The 17,708-nt window shown below is 74.1% G+C and carries 13 protein-coding genes and 3 tRNA genes; 11 read left to right on the forward strand and 5 right to left on the reverse strand.

Annotated features, from left to right (window positions below):
* The first annotated feature begins 19 nt into the window (after positions 1–19).
* From ACH4SL_RS08290 to ACH4SL_RS08315, 6 genes are all read left to right on the forward strand, one after another.
* Positions 20–976, forward strand: coding sequence for a GlxA family transcriptional regulator (locus tag ACH4SL_RS08290; RefSeq protein ID WP_398442627.1), 957 nt, complete (start codon positions 20–22; stop codon positions 974–976).
* A 127-nt stretch (positions 977–1,103) separates the two neighbouring features.
* Positions 1,104–2,102: a type I glyceraldehyde-3-phosphate dehydrogenase gene (gene gap, locus ACH4SL_RS08295; protein ID WP_398442628.1), complete on the forward strand. Its 999-nt coding sequence runs from the start codon at positions 1,104–1,106 to the stop codon at positions 2,100–2,102.
* A gap of 84 nt (positions 2,103–2,186) precedes the next feature.
* A tRNA-Ser gene (locus ACH4SL_RS08300) sits at positions 2,187–2,258 on the forward strand.
* 16 nt (positions 2,259–2,274) lie between these two features.
* Positions 2,275–2,346, forward strand: a tRNA-Ala gene (locus ACH4SL_RS08305).
* Positions 2,347–2,371: 25 nt separating this feature from the next.
* Entirely contained in the window at positions 2,372–3,784 is a 1,413-nt protein-coding gene (locus tag ACH4SL_RS08310) for an SDR family oxidoreductase (protein ID WP_398442629.1), read from the forward strand.
* 194 nt (positions 3,785–3,978) lie between these two features.
* Positions 3,979–5,142, forward strand: coding sequence for a ribonuclease inhibitor (locus ACH4SL_RS08315; protein WP_398442630.1), 1,164 nt, complete (start codon positions 3,979–3,981; stop codon positions 5,140–5,142).
* Between the two features lie 12 nt (positions 5,143–5,154).
* On the opposite strand, the gene ACH4SL_RS08320 is transcribed toward ACH4SL_RS08315, so the two are convergent.
* On the reverse strand, positions 5,155–7,035 hold the full coding sequence (locus ACH4SL_RS08320; RefSeq protein ID WP_398442631.1) for an AAA family ATPase: 1,881 nt from the start codon (positions 7,033–7,035) through the stop codon (positions 5,155–5,157).
* Positions 7,032–8,432, reverse strand: a complete 1,401-nt coding sequence (locus tag ACH4SL_RS08325; protein WP_398442632.1) for a hypothetical protein — start codon at positions 8,430–8,432, stop codon at positions 7,032–7,034. Before ACH4SL_RS08325 ends, ACH4SL_RS08320 begins: the two co-directional genes overlap by 4 nt.
* 116 nt (positions 8,433–8,548) lie before the next feature.
* Between ACH4SL_RS08325 and ACH4SL_RS08330 the strand changes: the two genes are divergently transcribed.
* Positions 8,549–8,623 (forward strand) — tRNA-Trp (locus ACH4SL_RS08330).
* Positions 8,624–8,684: 61 nt separating this feature from the next.
* Here ACH4SL_RS08330 and ACH4SL_RS08335 read toward each other — a convergent pair.
* The 3 genes from ACH4SL_RS08335 to ACH4SL_RS08345 all read right to left on the reverse strand — a co-directional run bounded on the left by ACH4SL_RS08335 (position 8,685) and on the right by ACH4SL_RS08345 (position 12,241).
* A complete protein-coding gene (locus ACH4SL_RS08335) occupies positions 8,685–9,515 on the reverse strand; it encodes a hypothetical protein (protein WP_398442633.1) in 831 nt (276 codons plus the stop codon).
* Between the two features lie 88 nt (positions 9,516–9,603).
* A complete protein-coding gene (locus ACH4SL_RS08340) occupies positions 9,604–10,167 on the reverse strand; it encodes a DUF664 domain-containing protein (protein ID WP_398442634.1) in 564 nt (187 codons plus the stop codon).
* A gap of 148 nt (positions 10,168–10,315) precedes the next feature.
* Complete coding sequence (locus tag ACH4SL_RS08345; RefSeq protein WP_398442635.1) at positions 10,316–12,241, reverse strand: arabinofuranosidase catalytic domain-containing protein; 1,926 nt, start codon at positions 12,239–12,241, stop codon at positions 10,316–10,318.
* 611 nt (positions 12,242–12,852) lie between these two features.
* Here ACH4SL_RS08345 and ACH4SL_RS08350 point away from each other — a divergent pair.
* From ACH4SL_RS08350 to ACH4SL_RS08365, 4 genes are read left to right on the forward strand one after another with little or no spacing between them, the layout of a single operon-like run.
* Entirely contained in the window at positions 12,853–13,971 is a 1,119-nt protein-coding gene (locus ACH4SL_RS08350; protein ID WP_398442636.1) for an ABC transporter substrate-binding protein, read from the forward strand.
* Between the two features lie 47 nt (positions 13,972–14,018).
* Positions 14,019–15,701, forward strand: coding sequence for a sugar ABC transporter ATP-binding protein (locus tag ACH4SL_RS08355; protein ID WP_398442637.1), 1,683 nt, complete (start codon positions 14,019–14,021; stop codon positions 15,699–15,701).
* On the forward strand, positions 15,698–16,666 hold the full coding sequence (locus ACH4SL_RS08360) for an ABC transporter permease (RefSeq protein ID WP_398442638.1): 969 nt from the start codon (positions 15,698–15,700) through the stop codon (positions 16,664–16,666). Before ACH4SL_RS08355 ends, ACH4SL_RS08360 begins: the two co-directional genes overlap by 4 nt.
* The gene (locus ACH4SL_RS08365) at positions 16,663–17,667 is read left to right on the forward strand and encodes an ABC transporter permease (protein ID WP_398442639.1); all 1,005 of its coding nucleotides are present in this window, start codon (positions 16,663–16,665) and stop codon (positions 17,665–17,667) included. The genes ACH4SL_RS08360 and ACH4SL_RS08365 overlap by 4 nt, the downstream gene beginning before the upstream one ends.
* Positions 17,668–17,708: the final 41 nt, after the last annotated feature.

A 17,708-nucleotide genomic window follows, 5' to 3' on the forward strand; every position in this document is an offset into this window, starting at 1 on the left:
GGGCCCGTACCCTGGTGACGTGCCGTCCTCGCGCCTCCGCCGTATCGCCGTGCTGGTCCTGGAGGGGGCGAAGCCGCTCGACGTCGGCATCCCCGCGCAGGTGTTCACGACCCGCGAGAGCATGCCGTACGAGGTACGGGTGTGCGGCGCGGCGCCGGGGCTGGTGACCGGCGGCGACGGGCTGGCCTACCACGTCGCGCACGGCCTCGGGGCACTCGCGTGGGCCGACACGGTCTTCGTGCCCGGCTACCGCTTCCCGGACCGCGAGGACCCGCCCCGGGAGGTCGTCGAGGCGCTGGTCGCCGCTCACACCCGGGGCGCGCGGCTGGCCGCCATCTCGACGGGGGCGTTCGCGCTCGCCGCGACGGGGCTGCTGGACGGGCGGCGGGCCACGACGCACTGGCACTACACGCGCGCCCTGGCGCACAAGCACCCGCTCGTCCGGGTCGACGAGAACGTGCTGTTCGTCGACGAGGGCAGCGTGCTCACCTCGGCCGGCGCCGCCTCCGGTATCGACCTGTGCCTGCACGTCCTGCGCGGCGACCTCGGCATCGCCGCGTCCAACCACGCGGCCCGGCGGCTGGTCGCGGCCCCCTACCGCAGCGGCGGCCAGGCGCAGTACGTGCCGCGCAGCGTGCCCGAGCCGCTCGGCGAGCGCTTCGCCGCGACCCGCGAATGGGCCCTGCACCGGCTCGGCGAGCCGCTCACCCTGGAGGCCCTGGCCCGGCACGCGGCGGTCTCCCCGCGCACGTTCTCCCGGCGCTTCGCCGAGGACACCGGCTACACGCCGATGCAGTGGGTGATGCGGGCCCGCGTCGACCTGGCCCGCGAGCTGCTGGAACGCTCCAAGCGCGGGGTCGAGCAGATCGCCAACGACGTCGGGCTCGGCACGGGCGCCAACCTGCGGCTGCACTTCCAGCGCATCCTCGGCACCACCCCGACCGAATACCGGCGGACCTTCGCACGGGGCGAATAGCGGGCTCCGCGCGCCGCGATCCGCCCTGGCGCGATCCTTGCGAACCATGGCGCTCGGGCCACGGCCACGCCCGGACCTGCCACGCGAGTCTGGTGGTGCACCGAAGGGACGAAGGGACACACCACTCATGACTCGCATCGCCATCAACGGATTCGGCCGGATCGGCCGCAACGTGCTGCGCGCCCTGCTGGAGCGCGGCAGCGACCTGGAGGTCGTCGCCGTCAACGACCTCACCGAGCCGGTCGCCCTCGCCCGACTGCTCGCCTACGACTCCACGGCGGGCCGCCTCGGCCGCCCGGTCACCACGGACGGCGACACCCTCGTCGTCGACGGCCGCCGCATCCGGGTGCTCGCCGAGCGGGACCCGGCGCAGCTGCCGTGGGCGGAGCTGGCCGTCGACGTCGTGCTGGAGTCGACCGGCCGCTTCACCTCGGCGGCGGCCGCCCGCGCCCACCTGGCCGCCGGCGCCGGCAAGGTCCTCGTCAGCGCGCCCTCGGACGGCGCCGACGCCACGGTCGCGTACGGCGTCAACACCGAGGTCTACGACCCGGCCGCGCACACCGTGGTGTCGAACGCCTCCTGCACGACCAACGCGCTGGCGCCGCTCGCCGCCGTGCTCGACGAACTCGCGGGCATCGAGCACGGCTTCATGACGACCGTGCACGCCTACACCCAGGAGCAGAACCTCCAGGACGGCCCGCACCGCGACGCCCGCCGCGCCCGCGCCGCCGCCGTCAACATCGTGCCCACCACCACGGGCGCGGCCAAGGCGATCGGCCTGGTGCTGCCCCGGCTGGAGGGCAAGCTCTCGGGCGACTCGATCCGGGTGCCCGTGCCGGTCGGCTCGATCGTCGAGCTGAACACGACGGTGGCGCGCGACGTGACGCGCGACGAGGTCCTGGCCGCCTACCGGGCCGCCGCGGACGGCCCGCTCGCCGGGATCCTCGAATACTCCGACGACCCGCTGGTGTCGTCCGACATCGTCGGCAACCCGGCCTCGTCGATCTTCGACTCGGCCCTCACCCGCGTCGACGGACGGCACGTCAAGGTCGTCGCCTGGTACGACAACGAGTGGGGCTTCTCGAACCGCGTCGTCGACACGCTGGAACTCCTCGCCGCCGGCTGATCCCGGCGCCGCCGCGGGTCCGGGCCCCTTGTCCGGACCCGCTCGCCGGGGCCGCCCGGCGGGTCGTACGATCATCGGCAATGCCCGTCCGTAGCGCAGAGGCAGGCGCAGCCCCTTGCTCAGGGGAGGACGCCGGTTCGAATCCGGCCGGCCGGGCAGGCACGGCACGCGGGACCCCGTAGCGCAGAGGCAGGCGCGCCGTCTTTGCAGGACGGATACGCCGGTTCGAATCCGGTCGGGGTCACGGTCTTGGACGAGGGGAGCGGGGCGTGACGGGGGAGGGGCACGTCCCCGACGACGAGCTGGCGGCCTTCCACCGCACGGTCGGCCGGCTGCGCGCGCTGCCCGCCGACGATTCCGTACGGCTGCGGGCCGAGCAGGTCGCCGCGTCCTTCGTGCGCGACGGGCGCCGGCAGCGCAAGCGGGAACGCGTGCAGGAGCGGGCGGCCGCCGAGGCCGCCGTCGCGGGGGCCACCGCGACCGGGGCCAGGGAGCGGCGCGAGGACGCGCCGCTCGCGCTGCCCGCCCCCGGCGCGGGCGGGCCCGGCGACTACCCGCGGCCGAAGCGCTGCTACATCTGCAAGTCGCCCTACCGGCAGGCCGATTCCTTCTACCACGCGCTGTGCCCGGACTGCGCGGCCGACAACACCGCGCGCCGCTCGCTCGCGACGGACCTGCGCGGCAGACGGGTGCTGCTCACCGGCGGGCGGGTGAAGATCGGCTTCCAGCTCGCGCTGATGATGCTCAGGGACGGCGCCCACGTCCTCGTCACCAGCCGCTTCCCGCACGACACGGTGCGCCGTTTCCGGGCCGCCGAGGGAAGCGGCGGCTGGCTCGACCGGCTCACCGTCGTCGCCGTCGACCTGCGCGACCCGCGCCAGGTCCTCGGGCTGTGCGCGGAGCTGACGGCGGCGGGCGAGCCGCTGGACATCCTGGTCAACAACGCCGCCCAGACGGTGCGCCGCCCGCCGCAGTCGTACGCCGCCCTGGCCGCGGGCGAGGCGGGGCCGCTGCCCGCCGGGGTGCTGCGCGCTCCCGGCTACCGCCCGACGTCCGCGCTGCCGGGCGCGCCTGCCGAAGCGGAGGGCACGGCGGGCGTCCGCGCGGTGCTCGGCCTCGCCCCGGTCGGCGGCCCCCTGCTGCCGGGCTCCGGGCACGCCGCGGTGACGGACGAGGCGGGGCTGCTGCCCGACCTCGCGCCGGCCAACTCCTGGTCGGCCAGGATCGGCGATCTCGACCCGGCGGAGCTGCTGGAGACGCAGCTGGTGAACGCCCTCGCTCCCGCCCTGCTCGCCGACCGGCTGCTGCCGCTGCTGCTGGCCTCGCCCCGCCCGCGGCGCTACATCGTCAACGTCACCGCCGTCGAGGGGCGCTTCGCGGTACGCAACAAGACCTCGGGACACCCGCACACCAACATGGCCAAGGCGGCCCTCAACATGCTCACCCGCACCAGTGGGCCCGAACTCGCCGCCCGGGGCGTCCACATGTGCAGCGTCGACACCGGGTGGATCACCGACGAGAACCCGGCGCCGAAGAAGGCGCGGATCGCCGCCCACGGCTTCCGCACCCCGCTGGACGTCGTGGACGGCGCGGCCCGCGTCTACGACCCGATCGTGCGCGGGGAGGCGGGGGAGCCTGTCTCGGGGGTGTTCCTCAAGGACTACCGGGAGGCGGAGTGGTGACGCCGGGCCGGGAGAGCGGGGCGGCGGGCGCGGGCGACCCTGCCGCGGGGCCGGGGTCGCCGGGGGAGCCCGCGATGGGCGGTCCGGGGTCGCCGGGGGAGCCCGCCGTGGGCGGTCCGCCCGGGGCGTCGGGGGGCCGGGGAACACCGACCGGTACGGGGTCCGGCGCCGGGGCGTACGCCGGTGTGCCGCCCGTGGTCCCGCGCTCCGTACGGGACCTCGCGCCGCTGCTGGCCTGGCTGCGGACCGGCGGCCCGGTGGCGGGGCGGCTGGACTTCCCGGCCGGGACCGCGCTGCCGGACGGGCGGCTCGACCTGTGCAAGCAGGCCCTCGGGCCCGACGGCGCCCGGCTCCTCGGGGAGGCGCTGCGGTCCGCGGACGGCGGGGCCGAGTCGGCCGCGGGCGGCGTGCGGCACCTGCTGCTCGGCACCGACGGACTCGGCGACGAGGGGGCCGCGGACATCGCCGACCGCACCGCGGGCAGCTCCGTGGAGACGCTCTACCTCGGCTGCAACGGCATCACCGCGGCCGGGGCCTGCCGGATCGCCGACAGCGTCCGCGCCTCCCAGCACGTCGTGACCGGTGTATGGCTCAAGCGCAACCCGCTGGGCACGGGTGGCGGGCAGGCGGCCGCCGAACTCGTCGCCGCCGCGGCCTCGCTGCGCACCCTCGACCTCGTCCAGACAGGGCTGGACGCCGCGGGCGCCGCGGTGCTCGCGGAGACGCTGCTCGCCGCGGCCGCGGCCGGCCGCCGCATCGAGCGGCTCTACGTCGGCGGCAACCCGCTGGGCGCCCCCGGGGCGGCGCCGCTGGCCGCCCTGCTCGCGGCCGGCGCGCTCGACGAGCTCTACGCGTCCGCGTGCGGGCTGGGCGACGACGGCGCCCTGCTGCTGGCGTCGGCACTCGAACGCGCCCCCCACGGGCGGCTCGCCCGGCTGTCGGTCGCGAGCAACGGCATCGGTCCGCGCGCCACCGCCCGCCTGACCGGGGCCGCGGCGGCGGCCGGTGTGGAGCTGCTCGACCTCGGCCGGGTCAGGGCCGCGGGCACCCTCGGCGCCCCCGACAACCGCGTCGACACCGAGGCCGCCACCGCCATCGGCCTGGCCCTGGCCGCCGCCCCGCACCGGCTGGCCCACCTCGTGCTCTCCCACACCGGCATGCGCAGCCGCGAGGCCCACCGGCTGCTCGACGCGGCCCCCGCGGCGGCGACCGCGACCCGCTTCGTCCTGGGCAAGGGCGTCGCCACCAGCGTCCGCCGCCGCCTCGACGCGCTCAGCGCCCATCTGCCGATGCCCGCCACCCCGCCCGACGTCGCCGCTGTCCGCAGCGTCCACCGCACCGCGCCCCCGGCGCCCTGACCCCGCGGGGGATCAGCGCGGCAGCGCGGCGAACACCTCTGTCCAGAAGCGCTGGTGCGCGTCCGACGCGCCGACCAGGTACGTCGCCCGGAGCTTGGGCGGCAGCAGCGCCACCAGCCGCGCGACCGCCTTGCGGTGCCGCCGCAGCTGCGACAGCTCGGCGTTGGCGATGACCTGGTGCACCACGTCGCTGTCCGCGCCGCCCTCGCTGGAGCCGTCGGCCGCCCGCCGCAGCCGCTCCTCCCAGCGCCCGACGTCCGCGGCCAGCTCCCGAAGCCCCGTCACCGGCCGGTTGGCGAGCCGCTCGACGAGCGCCGTCAGCGGGACGGGCGCGTACTCGCCGTCGCCGAGGTAGACCGTGCCCATCTCCAGCGGCAGCCCCCGCTGGTGCAGCTTGACCAGCCGCTCCATCGTGCGCTTGGTGATCCAGGCGCGCCCCTCCTCGTCGATGTCGTGCTTCCACCACTCCAGCACCGTCTCGGCGACGGCGCCGTACTTCGCGATCAGCCACTCGTTCGCCGGGATGTCCTGCGGCTCCACCGTCAGCGAGACCGTGAAGCGGGTGGCCTGGGCGATGTTGTTGCGCGCCACCTGGAGCTTGCGGCCCAGGTGGTACGGCGGGTTCTGCAGGGCTATCTGCGCCCGCAGGCCGGGTATCGGACGGCCCGCGAGCGACCACTCCTGGGTGATCTCCATGAGCTTGGCGAACGCCGCCTTGTCCTTGGGGCGGTTGTACTCGTCCCAGACGATCACCTTCGGCTCCGGGCCGGTGAAGCCCTTCGCCAGCAGGTTGTCCAGCGACCCGTCGGCGGTCGGCACCGGGGCGCACAGGTCCTCGACGTTGGTGACCGGCAGCGAGAAGTACAGCGCCTCCCGGCCGCCCAGCCCGTCGCGCACGGTCTGCCGCACCAGCTCCGTCTTCCCGCAGCCCGGCGGACCCTGGAGCAGCACCGCCCAGCGGTTGCGCAGCGCCGCGCGCAGCACCTTGCGCACCGGGTCGGCGACGGCCGCCGGGTTCGGTACGCCGAGCGCGCCCGCGAGCCGGTCGAGCACCTCGGCCGTGCGGTCCGGGCCCGGCCTGCCGTCGGGCAGCTGCTCGGTGAGCCGCAGCCGCTCGCCGTTGACCAGCGGCAGGCCCCAGCGCAGCGGGAAGCCCTCGCACGCGTTGGCGAGGATGTGGTCCAGGGTGCGCGGCGACAGCGCCTCGCGCAGCGCCGGGGACAGCGACGCCCACACGGTGAACACCCCGCCCAGATCCCGGTCCCGGTACTTCTGGGCCAGCTTGACGCGCCACGCCGTGTCGTTCGCGGAGATCCGCACGGTCACCATGCGGTCCAGGATCGCGAGGTCGCTGCGCCGCGCCGCCGTCTCGGCCAGCGACTCGTTGTCGGTGAGGAAGACGCCGATGCAGCCCAGCGCGCGCAGGTCGTACTCGCCCAGCGTCCAGTTGCAGGCGACCTGCATCAATTGGCTCTGGATCGTCTCGCCCGCCTGGAGCGAGTCGTCGATGAGCAGCACGAAGGGCCGGCCGGGCTTCAGCTGGCTCATCACCAGTTGGCGCAGCACCAGTTCGCCGGTCGCCGGATCCCGCACGGGCGCGTTGACGAGCAGGTCGTCGGGGGTCAGGTTGGCGGCTGGCACGAAGACCAGCGCGGCCTGCGGGTAGGCCTCGGCGACATGGGAGAAGAAGGTCGCGGTCTTGCCGATGCCGTGCTCGCCGAAGACCTGCCCGGTCTGGCCCATGTCGATCATCGCGTCGATGAACGACTCCAGCCGGGACACGGCCGCCCCGCCCTCCGGCGGCCGCGGGTAGGTGGCGTTCGGCCGCCAGCCGCGCGGTACCGGGACCGTGCCCGGAACGGACGGCGGGGGCGGGGTGACGGCGGTGCTCATGTCGATCCTGTCGTGACGCGATGGCAGGCCATCGGCGGGTGGTGGGCGTCGGGCCAGTCGTCGCCGCCCTCGGTGATGAGCCAGATCCACTTGTCCGGCTCCGCGGGGGTGATGTGCGGCGCGTAGCCGTCGGTGAGGACCACCACCGCGTCCGGCCGCTCCTCGAAGAGCCGCCCGTCGAGGGCGGTACGGCCCTCCACGTAGTCGGCGACGACGGCGAAGCTCGTACCGCCACCGCCGTAGACGCGCTCGCCGGGCCGGAAGGGCATCACCGCGCCGTCGAAGGACAGCCAGTGCGCCTGCACCCCGTCGATCGCCCCGACCAGCCGCGTCAGCCAGTGCACCACGTGGCCGGGCATCGAACCGGACGTGTCGTAGGCGATGACCAGCACCTTGTCCCGGACCGGGCCGCGGCGCGACAGCATCGGGTCGGCGCCGAGCGCGGCCAGCAGCGCCCCGCGCTTCTTGGGGTAGACCAGCCGCTCGCCCTCCCGCAGCTTGGAGGCGAGGACGTCCACCAGCCAGCGCTGCCACCAGTCCACCCGGCCGGTCGCGGTGGTCGTGCCGCGCAGCGCGCCCGTGCCGAGCCGCCCCCACAGCCGGGACACCCGCTCGCCGGCCCCCTCCGTACGGTCCATCAGGTCCAGCAGCTCGCCCTCCGCCCCGGTGTGCCCGCGGCGGGCGGCGAGCAGCGTGTTGAGCAGCACCGAACCGGCCGTCCGGTCCACGGTCTCCTGGTCGGCCGGCACCGCGCCCTCCGTCAGGTGCAGGCAGCGCGGCTCGGTCACCGGCGGATGCCGCATCCGCTTCAGCTCGCGGTGCACGGACATGTCGGTGGCGGTGAACGCCGCGTAGTCCACGGGATCCCGGCCGTGCGCCAGCAGATCCTCGGTGTAGGCGCGGTGGACCGCGGCCGGGTCGATGCCCGTGGGTTCGCCGTCCACCAGGGGCAGTGTGTCCCGGCCGAGCCGCACCAGGGCGACATGGTTGATGGACACCTCGGCGGCGAGGGTGAAGACCGGGTCGGCGCGCAGCTCCGGCTCGGCGAACAGATGGCGGTGCACCAGATGCCGCGCCTCGTGGAAGAGCACGAACTTCACGCCGTCCAGGCCCAGCGCCACGAAGAACTCCGGGTTGTACAGCAGCAGGCAGCTGCCGTCGCCACTCGCGACCACCGCGGCGGTGCCGACCGCCGTGGTCGCGATCTGGTGCCGGCACTTCGCGTACAGCCAGGACGCCACCGCCGACTCGCTCAGCCCGAAGTCCAGCAGCGCCGCTTCCTTGAGCCGCCGCGCCTCGGCCGTGACCTCCGCGTCGGCCGGCCGCCACCGCTCCAGGGCCCGGCGGTCCGCCAGATCGACGACATGGCGGTGCCCTCCCCGCTCCCCGTACCCCATGTGCCCCGCCCCCCGCGTTCTTCCCCTGCTCCGCACCTGACGCATCCATTGGTACCAGCCGGCGGCGACAACGCCGCCAGGTTTTCCACAGGGGCGTCGCGCCCTAGGATCACCCCGCGGGGTCGTAGCGCAGAGGCAGACGCTCGGTCTCCAAAACCGGATCACGCTGGTTCGAATCCAGCCGCCCCGCACCCTCCGGCAACCGGTCCGTACGTGCACGCGCAGGGCAACGCCCCGCGCCCGTACGGTGGTTCAGGCGACGGCGCCCGCCGTCACGACGAGCTCCGGGACCGTACCGGCGAACGTCGGCAGCAGCTGGGCGGCGACGGCCCACGCCTCCGTGTTCCCGCCGAGCCGGTCGCCGACCAGCGGTCGCAGCTCTGCCCGGGCCTCCCGCAGCCGGGCCGGGAAGGCCCACCGCCCGGCGGCGAGCACGTCCAGCACGTCGCGCGCCGGGCCCCACTCGCGGACGTAACCCCCCGGGCGGGCGATGATCCCGGCCTGCCGCATCCGGTACGCGAACGACGGGTGCCCGGCGCCGAGCCGCTCGCGCAGCGGCTCCGGGCAGTCGATCCGGATCGCCAGCGCCCAGCGCGCGTAACCGGGCAGAGGGTGCGCGCGGTCCTCCGCGTCCACGGTGTCCCAGTGCTCCCGCCGGACAAGGGCGGCGGCCGTCCGGCCCGCCTTCATCGACCGCACCGCGCGCAGCGCGGCGACCGCGCCGTCCGCGTCGGCCTCCGCGAAGTCGACACGCGCCGTGCGGACCTGCCGGGAGACCGGGAGAACCCCGGCCGTGCGGTCGCCGAACGGCAGGCCCAGCCGAATGTCCCGGCGGACGGCCGGGCTCACCCGCGCGCCCATGAAGACGATCTCGTTGATCTCCGGCCGGTCGCACTCCAGCATCCACAGCGCGACCGCCGCGGGCACCCTGGCCGACGAGACCCACCGCACGGCGCTCCACAGCCCGGGCGGTTCGGCACCGGATTCCGGCTCCCGCGCGGGCAGGCCGAGGCGTTCCCTTATCCGCTGCTCGTCGCCGGGCTCGGCCGCCGACAGCAGCACGTCCAGTCGCGCGTCCGTCACCCGCACAGCCTACGGCCCGCCGCCGACAGCCCGGCGGCGCGGCCTTCCGCCGTGGCAGCGGCGGGAGTTCGGGGGCGCGGGACCGGTGTCACTGCCCCACCCGGCCGTCGACGCACTCGCGCAGCAGGTCGGCGTGGCCGCTGTGCCGGGCGTACTCCTCGACCCGGTGCACCAGCAGCTCCCGGATCGCGAACCCGTCCTTGCTGATCCCGATCCGCTCGCCGAGGTCCGGGTGGGCGGCCAGCGCCGCGTCGGTCGCGGCCTGCTCGCGCTCCAGGTCGGCCCAGGCGGCGTCGACCACCGCCGGGTCGGCGACGGCGCCGAGGAAATCCGCGTCCTTCGGACCGTAGATCCTGGGCTCCGGCTCGCCCTCGCCGAGCCAGTTGCGCCAGTCCCGCTCCACCTCGGCGAGGTGCCGGAGCAGGCCCAGCAGCGACATCGTCGAGGGCGGCACGGAGCGCCGGGCGAGCTGCCCGGCGTCCAGGCCCTCGCACTTCATCCGCACGGTGATCCGGTAGTTCGTCAGATAGTCGTGCAGCGTGGCGGCCTCGCCCTCCGGGCCGGCGCCGTTGTCGCGGGGGTCGTCGTCGGGGTCGGTCCACATGTCGGGGTAAACGGTGGCCTGGGTCCATCGCTCGGGCTGATCGCTCATGCCCTGCATGCTCGACCGCCACCGCGCCGTCGCGCCAGCGGGTTTCCGCCGGGTTCTTGCCGGGCCCGCCCCCGGCAGGCGGACGGCCCGGGGCACGGGGGGAGCCGCACCCCCGTGCCCCGGGCCGTCCCGATCGGGGACCCGAGGGTCAGCTCAGGGCGAACTGCTGGGCGGCGGAGGCGTTGCAGTCCCAGATCTGGAGCCGGGTGCCGTTGGCGGTGGCGCCGCTCGGGGAGTCGAGGCAGCGGCCGGACTGCGGGTTGAACAGCGTCCCGTCCGAACGCTGGTTCCAGACCTGGCCGCCGGCGCCGTTGCAGTCCCACAGCTCGACCTGGGTGCCGTTGGCGGTGCCGTTGCCGTTGATGTCCAGGCAGCGGCCGAGCGTACCGAGCGAGCCGTTGGCGTTGTGGAACCAGTGCTGGTCGACCGCCCAGGACTGGCAGTCCCACAGCTGCACCGCCGAGCCGTTGGTGCCGGTGTCGTCGGAGGCGACGTCCACGCACTTGCCGCCGGGACCCGCGACCGGGGCGCCGCCGTTGACGGTGAAGCGCTGGGCGGCGGAGCCGTTGCAGTCCCAGATGCGCAGCCGGGTGCCGTTGCCGGTGGCGCCGTCGGGGGAGTCGAGGCAGCGGCCGGACTGCGGGTTGAACAGCGAGCCGTCCGCGCGCTGGACGAACTTCTGCCCGCCGGCGCCGTTGCAGTCCCACAGCTCGACCTGGGTGCCGTTGGCGGTGCCGTTGCCGTTGATGTCCAGGCAGCGGCCGATCGTGCTCAGCGACCCGTTGGCGTTGTGCGACCAGTGCTGGTCCTCGGCGTAGGTCTGGCAGTCCCACAGTTGCACGCCGGTGCCGTTGACACCGGTGTCGTCGGCGGCGACGTCCACGCACTTGCCGCCGGGGCCGGTGACCGTCCCCTGCGGGCCGTTGGGCACGTTGGTCTGCCCGCTGTAGCCGGCCGCGACGACGTTCGCCTGCACCGCGCTCTCGGCCGCGTCGGTGGGGTAGCCGGCGACCATGGCGCCCTCGAAGAAGGTGCCCATGTTGCGGTTGCTGTTGTCACCGCCCGTGCCGAGGATGATGCCGCCCTCCTGGTGCATGGGCCGGTATCCGCTGCGGGTCGGCAGCCCGCCGCTCCACCAGGTCGACAGCCCGCCGCTCTGCGAGTTGCCGCCCTTGATCGCGTACGTCGTCTGCCCGTCGTTCTTCAGCACGGCCGTGACGTAGGGGCTGCTGTTGCCGAGGTTGGCGGTGTTGGAGCCGTTGTCGCCCTGGAACATGCCGTTCTCCATGTCCGCCTCGACCCATGGGCCCGAGCCGGTACAGGGGGAGAAGTAGCAGGTGGTGGCGATGCTGACGGCGTCCATGTGACCGTTGCCGGTGTCGTACGGGGTGCTCTCGGCGTTGCCGTAGTCGAAGCAGCAGTCCGAGCCGACGTGCGTGCCGCTGGCGACCATGTAGACGCCCTCGGCGTGGCCGTTGACCGGGACGCCCGGGGCGGCACCGGTGTAGCGGTAGCCGACACCCGGCGAGACCCAGATGCCGTAGACCTTGTGGCCGCCCGCGTGGACGGCGATCTCGCTCGCGTCCGCGCCGCGGTCCACGCCGCCCGCGCCGCCGGCCGGGCCGGGTAGCAGGTCGCTGTGCCGGCTCGTCTGGTCGTAGACCTTGCTGATGCGGCAGGTGGTGCCGCCGCAGAAGGTGTCCTGGTGCTCGGCGTCGGCGTAACCGCCCTGGGCCAGCAGCCCGATGTCGGCGGTCGCGCCGTCCGAGGCGCGGGTGACCTGGTAGAGCGGGCCGTTGTAGCCGGAGAAGAGGGCCCGCACCGTGCTGTGCGCGGCCACGCAGGGCGTGCCCGCCGCGGCGTAGATGTCGCACGGCAGCGAGCCGGCCGCCTGGGAGGCGGTCGGCAGCGCGAGGAGGGTGCCCAGCACCAGCGCGAGGACGGCGACGGCCGATCCCAGGGCGCGGGCCGGCCAGCGGCGCGCGGCCGCGAGGAGAGCCGCCGCACGGGACGGCGTGGTGGGGGGTGTTTCCCTGCCGGGTGGTGCGGGTGTTTCCTGTGGTGTCTGTCGCATGACGCGCTCCTGTGGAGTGGGGGAAGGGAGCTGCCGCCCGGCCACCGAAACAGCGGGCGGCGGTTGCCGACCCGCTGGGCGCCGTGCAGGTGGCGGCGGCGGAGGCACCACCACCGCCGCCACCCGTCAGAGGGTCGTGCACTGCGCTCGTTCGATCATGCCGTTCAACGATGTAAAGCGTGGGGCAGCACGATGACAGCACGGAGCGCGCGGCCTGTCCAGACCTTGCGCAGCGGCAATTCCAGTCGGTGCCACGACCGGCGGTCGGTGCCTGCCGGCTTTGCAACACAGCTTGCTGACCTGGTCATTTGACGTCACGTGGGCAGACAACGGCTGCTCGGAGCGGGTGCCAGGACGCGTGGAAGGGCCCTCGGGAGGGCGCCGGGAGAGCGTCCTCGGGGCACTTCCGGGAACGCTTTTCGTACCGCGTCTTGACACGTCCCTGTCCGATACTCGATGGTCCCTCTACATCGTTGTACTACCTCGCTCCAGCCCGGTCGGCCCACCCCCGCGCGACCGCCCCGCTCGCGTCTCCGCCCTTCCCCGGTCCTCGGCTCCGTCCGTTCCCGACCGCATGTCACGACCACCTCGATGAGGATGTGATCCGTCGTATGACCACCCGTCCGCCGGCCCGGTCCGTCGCCGCCGCCGTGCTCGCCGCCGGCCTGTGCCTGGCCGCCAGCGCCTGCACCAACTCGGGCAACGACGACAAGGCTTCGGGCCCGTCGTCCTCGGCCGCCGACAACACGGCCGCCTCCCAGCAGGTCGTCACCCCCACCGACTCCGCCGCCGGGGCCGGCTGCACCTCCCAGCAGTACGGCGGCGGCGTCCCCAAGCTCGACATCACGGACGGCAGCACGGTGGTCGGCTTCTCGCAGTCGGAGTCCACCAGCAACCCCTTCCGCGCGACCGAGACCAAGAGCATCGAGAACGAGGCGAAGCGGCTCGGCGTGAAGCTCATCGAGCGCAACGCCAATGCCGACGTCAACACCCAGAACTCGCAGATCGAGGACATGATCGCGCAGGGCGCCAAGGTCCTGATCGTGGCGCCGGAGAACTCCGACGGCCTCGGCCCCGCGCTCGCCCAGGCCAAGGCCAAGAAGATCCCGGTCCTCACGATCGACCGGACCGTCACCGGCGCCGCCTGCACCGACTTCATCGCCTTCATCGGCTCGAACTTCTACGGCCAGGCGCAGATCGCCGCCGACGACCTCGCCCAGGCCACCGGCGGCAAGGCCCATGTCGCGATCCTGACCGGCACCCCGGGCAACAACGTCACCACCGACCGCACCAAGGGCTTCCAGGACCAGGTCAAGGCGAAGTACCCGAACATCCAGGTCGTCGCCTCGCAGACCGGCAACTTCGCCCAGACCGACGGCCAGAAGGTCATGGAGCAGCTGCTCCAGGCGCACTCCGACATCAACGCCGTCTACGCCGAGAACGACGAGATGGCGCTCGGCGCCGTCCAGGCCATCCGCGCCGCGGGCAAGACGCCCGGCAAGGACGTCAAGATCGTCTCCATCGACGGCATCCAGCAGGCCGTCCAGGACGTCGCCGCGGGCCAGCTGGCCGCCGACATCGAGACCAACCCGCGCTTCGGACCGCTCGCCTTCCAGTCCCTCCAGGACTTCTACGGGACCAAGGGCGTGCCGGACAAGGTGATCATCAAGGACGGCCACTTCACCTCCGCCAACGCCAAGCAGGCCCTCGACCAGGGTCTCGTGTACTGACCGACCGCGGTCCGCCCGTCAGCCCGTAGCCCTACCAGGAGGAAGAGTTGGTCCAGCAGCAGAAGGCGGCCGGCGCGGGCCCCGTACTGGAAGTGGCGGGGGTGGACAAGGCATTCGCCGGGGTGCACGCGCTGCGGGACGTGGGCTTCGCACTGCGTCCCGCGGAGGTGCACGCCCTCATCGGCGAGAACGGCGCGGGCAAGTCCACCCTCATCAAGGTGATGACGGGCGTCCACCGCCCCGACCGCGGCACGGTACGGCTGGACGGGCGGGACCGCGACTTCCGCAACCCCCTGGAGGCGCAGGCCGCGGGCATCTCCACGATCTACCAGGAGGTCAACCTCATCCCGCTGATGTCGGTGGCCCGCAACCTCTTCCTCGGCCGCGAGCCGCGCCGCTTCGGCCTGGTCGACGTCGCCGCGATGAACCGGCGGGCCGCCGACGTCCTCGGCCGCTACGGGGTGGACGTCGACGTCACCCGTCCCTTGCGCTCCCTGGGCCTCGGGGCGCAGCAGATGGTCGCGCTGGCCCGCGCGGTAGGGATCGAGGCCCGCGTCGTCATCATGGACGAGCCGACCTCCTCGCTCGAACCCCGCGAGGTCGAGACGCTCTTCTCCGTCATCCGCGACCTCAAGCGGCAGGGCATCGCGGTGGTCTACGTCAGCCACCGGCTCGACGAGCTGTACGCCGTGTGCGACCGGGTGACGGTGATGCGCGACGGCGCCGTCGTCCACACCGGCGACATGGCGGGCCTGGACCGGCTCCGGCTCATCTCCCTCATGCTCGGCCGGGAGATGGGCGCCGTCCGCGAGAAGGGCACCACCGCCTTCGACGCCGCCCGCCGCGACGGCGCCGACGCCGAACCCGTCCTGCGGGCCCGCGACCTGACCGTGCGCCACCGGGTGCACGGCGTCTCGGTGGACGTCCGGCCCGGCGAGGTCGTCGGGCTCGGCGGCCTGCTGGGCGCGGGCCGCAGCGAGACGGCCAGGGCGATCGTCGGGGCGCTGGCCACCGAGAGCGGCACGGTCGAGGTCGAGGGGCGGGAACTGCGCCACCGCAGCCCCGCCGCCGCGATCCGGGCCGGGGTCGTCATGCTGCCCGAGGACCGCAAGGCCGAGGGCGTCATCCCCAGCCTGTCGGTGCGGGAGAACATCTCGCTGGCCGCGCTGCCGCGGCTGTCCCGGGCGGGCCTGGTCTCCCGGGAGCGGCAGGACGAGGTCGTCGACTTCTTCATGAAGCGGCTGCGTATCAAGGCCTCCAGCCCCGACCAGCGGGTCGGCGACCTGTCCGGCGGCAACCAGCAGAAGGTGCTGCTCGCCCGCTGGCTGTGCCTGAACCCCAAGGCGCTGCTGCTCGACGAGCCGACCCGCGGCATCGACGTCGGCGCCAAGGCCGAGGTCCAGGCCCTTATCGACGAACTGGCGGGCGACGGGCTGGGCGTGCTCCTCATCTCCTCCGACCTGGAGGAGCTGATCGAGGGCTCGGACCGCGTCGTCGTCCTCAAGGACGGCCATGTCGTCGGCCATCTGGCGGGCGACGACGTCACCGAGGAGAGGCTGCTCGCCGCCCTGGCCGCCGCCCCCGCGCTGTCCCCCGACGACCCGGACCCGGACGGTTCGGATCCCGACGGCCCGGATCCCGAGGATCCGGATCCCGACGACCCCGGCCCGGGCCCCGCCGCCCCGGCGGCCGGGTCCGCACCCGCACCCGCCAAGGAGAACCGGCGATGACCTCCCTCACCTGGGGCGGCCGGGCGGTCCCGGACCGCGCCCGGCTGCTGCGCCTGATGCAGGACTACGGCGTCTACGCCGCCCTCGCCGTGCTCTTCCTGGTGGCCGTGGGGCTCGACACCTCGTTCGTCGAGATGAGCAACATCCGCGTCCAGCTCTTCCAGGTCGCCCCCACCCTGCTCGTCGCGCTCGGCATGGCGCTGGTGATCGGCACCGAGGGCATCGACCTGTCGGTCGGCGCCGTGATCGCGCTCGCCGCCTCCGCCGTCCCGCTCTACGCCGGTTACGGCCTGCCCGGCGTGCTGGCCGTCGCGCTGCTGATGGGCGCCGCGTCCGGCGCGGTCGGCGGCGCCATGGTCGCCTTCGCCCGCGTCCAGCCCATCGTGGCGACGCTCTCGCTGATGATCGGCGTACGGGGCCTGGCCGAGATCGTCAACGGCGCCTCCGCCAAGCCCGTCACCGACGGCGCCCTGCTGGACCTGGGCACGAGCAGCGTCGCCGGCATCCCCGAGATGGCCTGGATCGCCGCGGGCTGCGCGCTGCTCACCGGACTGCTGGTGCGGCGTACCACCTTCGGCCGGCAGCTCGTCGCGATCGGCGACAACCGCCCGGCCGCCCGGCTCGCGGGCCTTCCGGTCCGGCGGGTGCTCGTCACCGTCTACGTGATCTCCGGTGTGCTCGCCGCGCTCGCCGGGGTGCTCATCGTCGGGCACGGCGCCGAGGCCGACCCGTCCAACCAGGGCCTCAACATGGAGCTGAGCGCCATCACCGCCGTCGTCGTCGGCGGCACGCCGCTCAGCGGCGGCCGGGTGCGCGTCCTCGGCACGGTGGCGGGCGCGCTGTTCATGCAGCTCATCTCCGCCGTGCTGACCCAGCACAACGTCCACACCTCCTACACCCAGATGGTGGAGGCCGCGATCATCGCCCTCGCCGTGTACGCCTCGCAGGAACGGGGTAGCCGATGACCTCCACCGCAGCGCCGCCCGCGACCGCGGCGGCCGCCACCGCCCCGCGCACCACCTCCGGCGAGCGGATCGCCGCCCGGGTGCAGAAGCTCGGCGCGCTCGCCGTCCTCGCCCTCGTCGTGGCCGTCGCCTCGGCGACCTCGTCCACCTTCCCGACCTGGTCCAACATCAGCGGCATCCTCGGCAACAACGCCTTCGTGTGGCTGCTCGCGCTCGGCATGACCTTCGTCATCATGACCGGCGGCATCGACCTGTCGGTGGGGTCGATGTACGCGCTCGGTGGGGTCCTCGGCGCGTACGGCTCCCGGCACGGCAGCGCCCTGGCGATCGTGCTGCCGCTCGCCGTCGGCGCGGCCTGGGGCTCGCTCCAGGGACTGCTGATCGCCCGCGGCCGCATGGCACCCTTCATCGTCACCCTCGCCGGACTGCTGGGCCTGCGCGGGCTGATGCAGGCCGTCACCGACGAGGGCTCCACCACCTACCTCGTCCCGCAGCACTCCGCCTTCCGCTCGCTGGGCGAGGGGGTGTGGACACCGGTGCTGATCGTCGCGGGCCTCTTCCTGCTCGGGGCGCTGCTGCTCACCCGCACCCGCTTCGGCGCCACCCTCACCGCGATCGGCGGCAACGAGAACGCGGCAGGACTGCTCGGCCTGCCGGTCGTGCGCGCCAAGACGCTCGTCTACGCGCTGTCCGGCACCCTGGCCGCCGCGGCCGGGGCGCTGGGCGGCGCCCGGCTCGGCTCCGGCGTCACCACGATCGGCGTCGGCTACGAACTCACCGCCATCGCCGCCGTCGTCATCGGCGGCACCCTGCTGACCGGCGGCAGCGGCTCGGTCGGCGGCACGGCGTGCGGCGTGCTGCTGCTGGCCGTCATCCACAATCTGATCGACCACTACTTCTCGCAGTACGGCTCGGCGTTCACCGACGCCGTCAACGGCGGTTTCCTCGCTGTGGTAGTGCTGCTGCAGACCCTGCTCAGCCGCACCCAGCAACTGGAGTGACCGCTCCGGACGCCCGTGCCCGGCGTGCCGGGCCCGGCCGT

The organism is Streptomyces sp. NPDC021020 (genome assembly GCF_044333285.1).
In the GTDB taxonomy this organism is placed as follows: Bacteria; Actinomycetota; Actinomycetes; order Streptomycetales; family Streptomycetaceae; genus Actinacidiphila.

Coding starts and splice junctions, on each gene's coding strand:
- gap (WP_398442628.1), top strand. CDS start 1,104: ATGACTCGCATCGCCATCAACGGATTCGGCCGGATCGGCCGCAACGTG.
- ACH4SL_RS08320 (WP_398442631.1), bottom strand. CDS start 7,035: ATGAGCACCGCCGTCACCCCGCCCCCGCCGTCCGTTCCGGGCACGGTC.
- ACH4SL_RS08325 (WP_398442632.1), bottom strand. CDS start 8,432: ATGGGGTACGGGGAGCGGGGAGGGCACCGCCATGTCGTCGATCTGGCG.
- ACH4SL_RS08340 (WP_398442634.1), bottom strand. CDS start 10,167: ATGAGCGATCAGCCCGAGCGATGGACCCAGGCCACCGTTTACCCCGAC.
- ACH4SL_RS08345 (WP_398442635.1), bottom strand. CDS start 12,241: ATGCGACAGACACCACAGGAAACACCCGCACCACCCGGCAGGGAAACA.
- ACH4SL_RS08350 (WP_398442636.1), top strand. CDS start 12,853: ATGACCACCCGTCCGCCGGCCCGGTCCGTCGCCGCCGCCGTGCTCGCC.
- ACH4SL_RS08360 (WP_398442638.1), top strand. CDS start 15,698: ATGACCTCCCTCACCTGGGGCGGCCGGGCGGTCCCGGACCGCGCCCGG.
- ACH4SL_RS08365 (WP_398442639.1), top strand. CDS start 16,663: ATGACCTCCACCGCAGCGCCGCCCGCGACCGCGGCGGCCGCCACCGCC.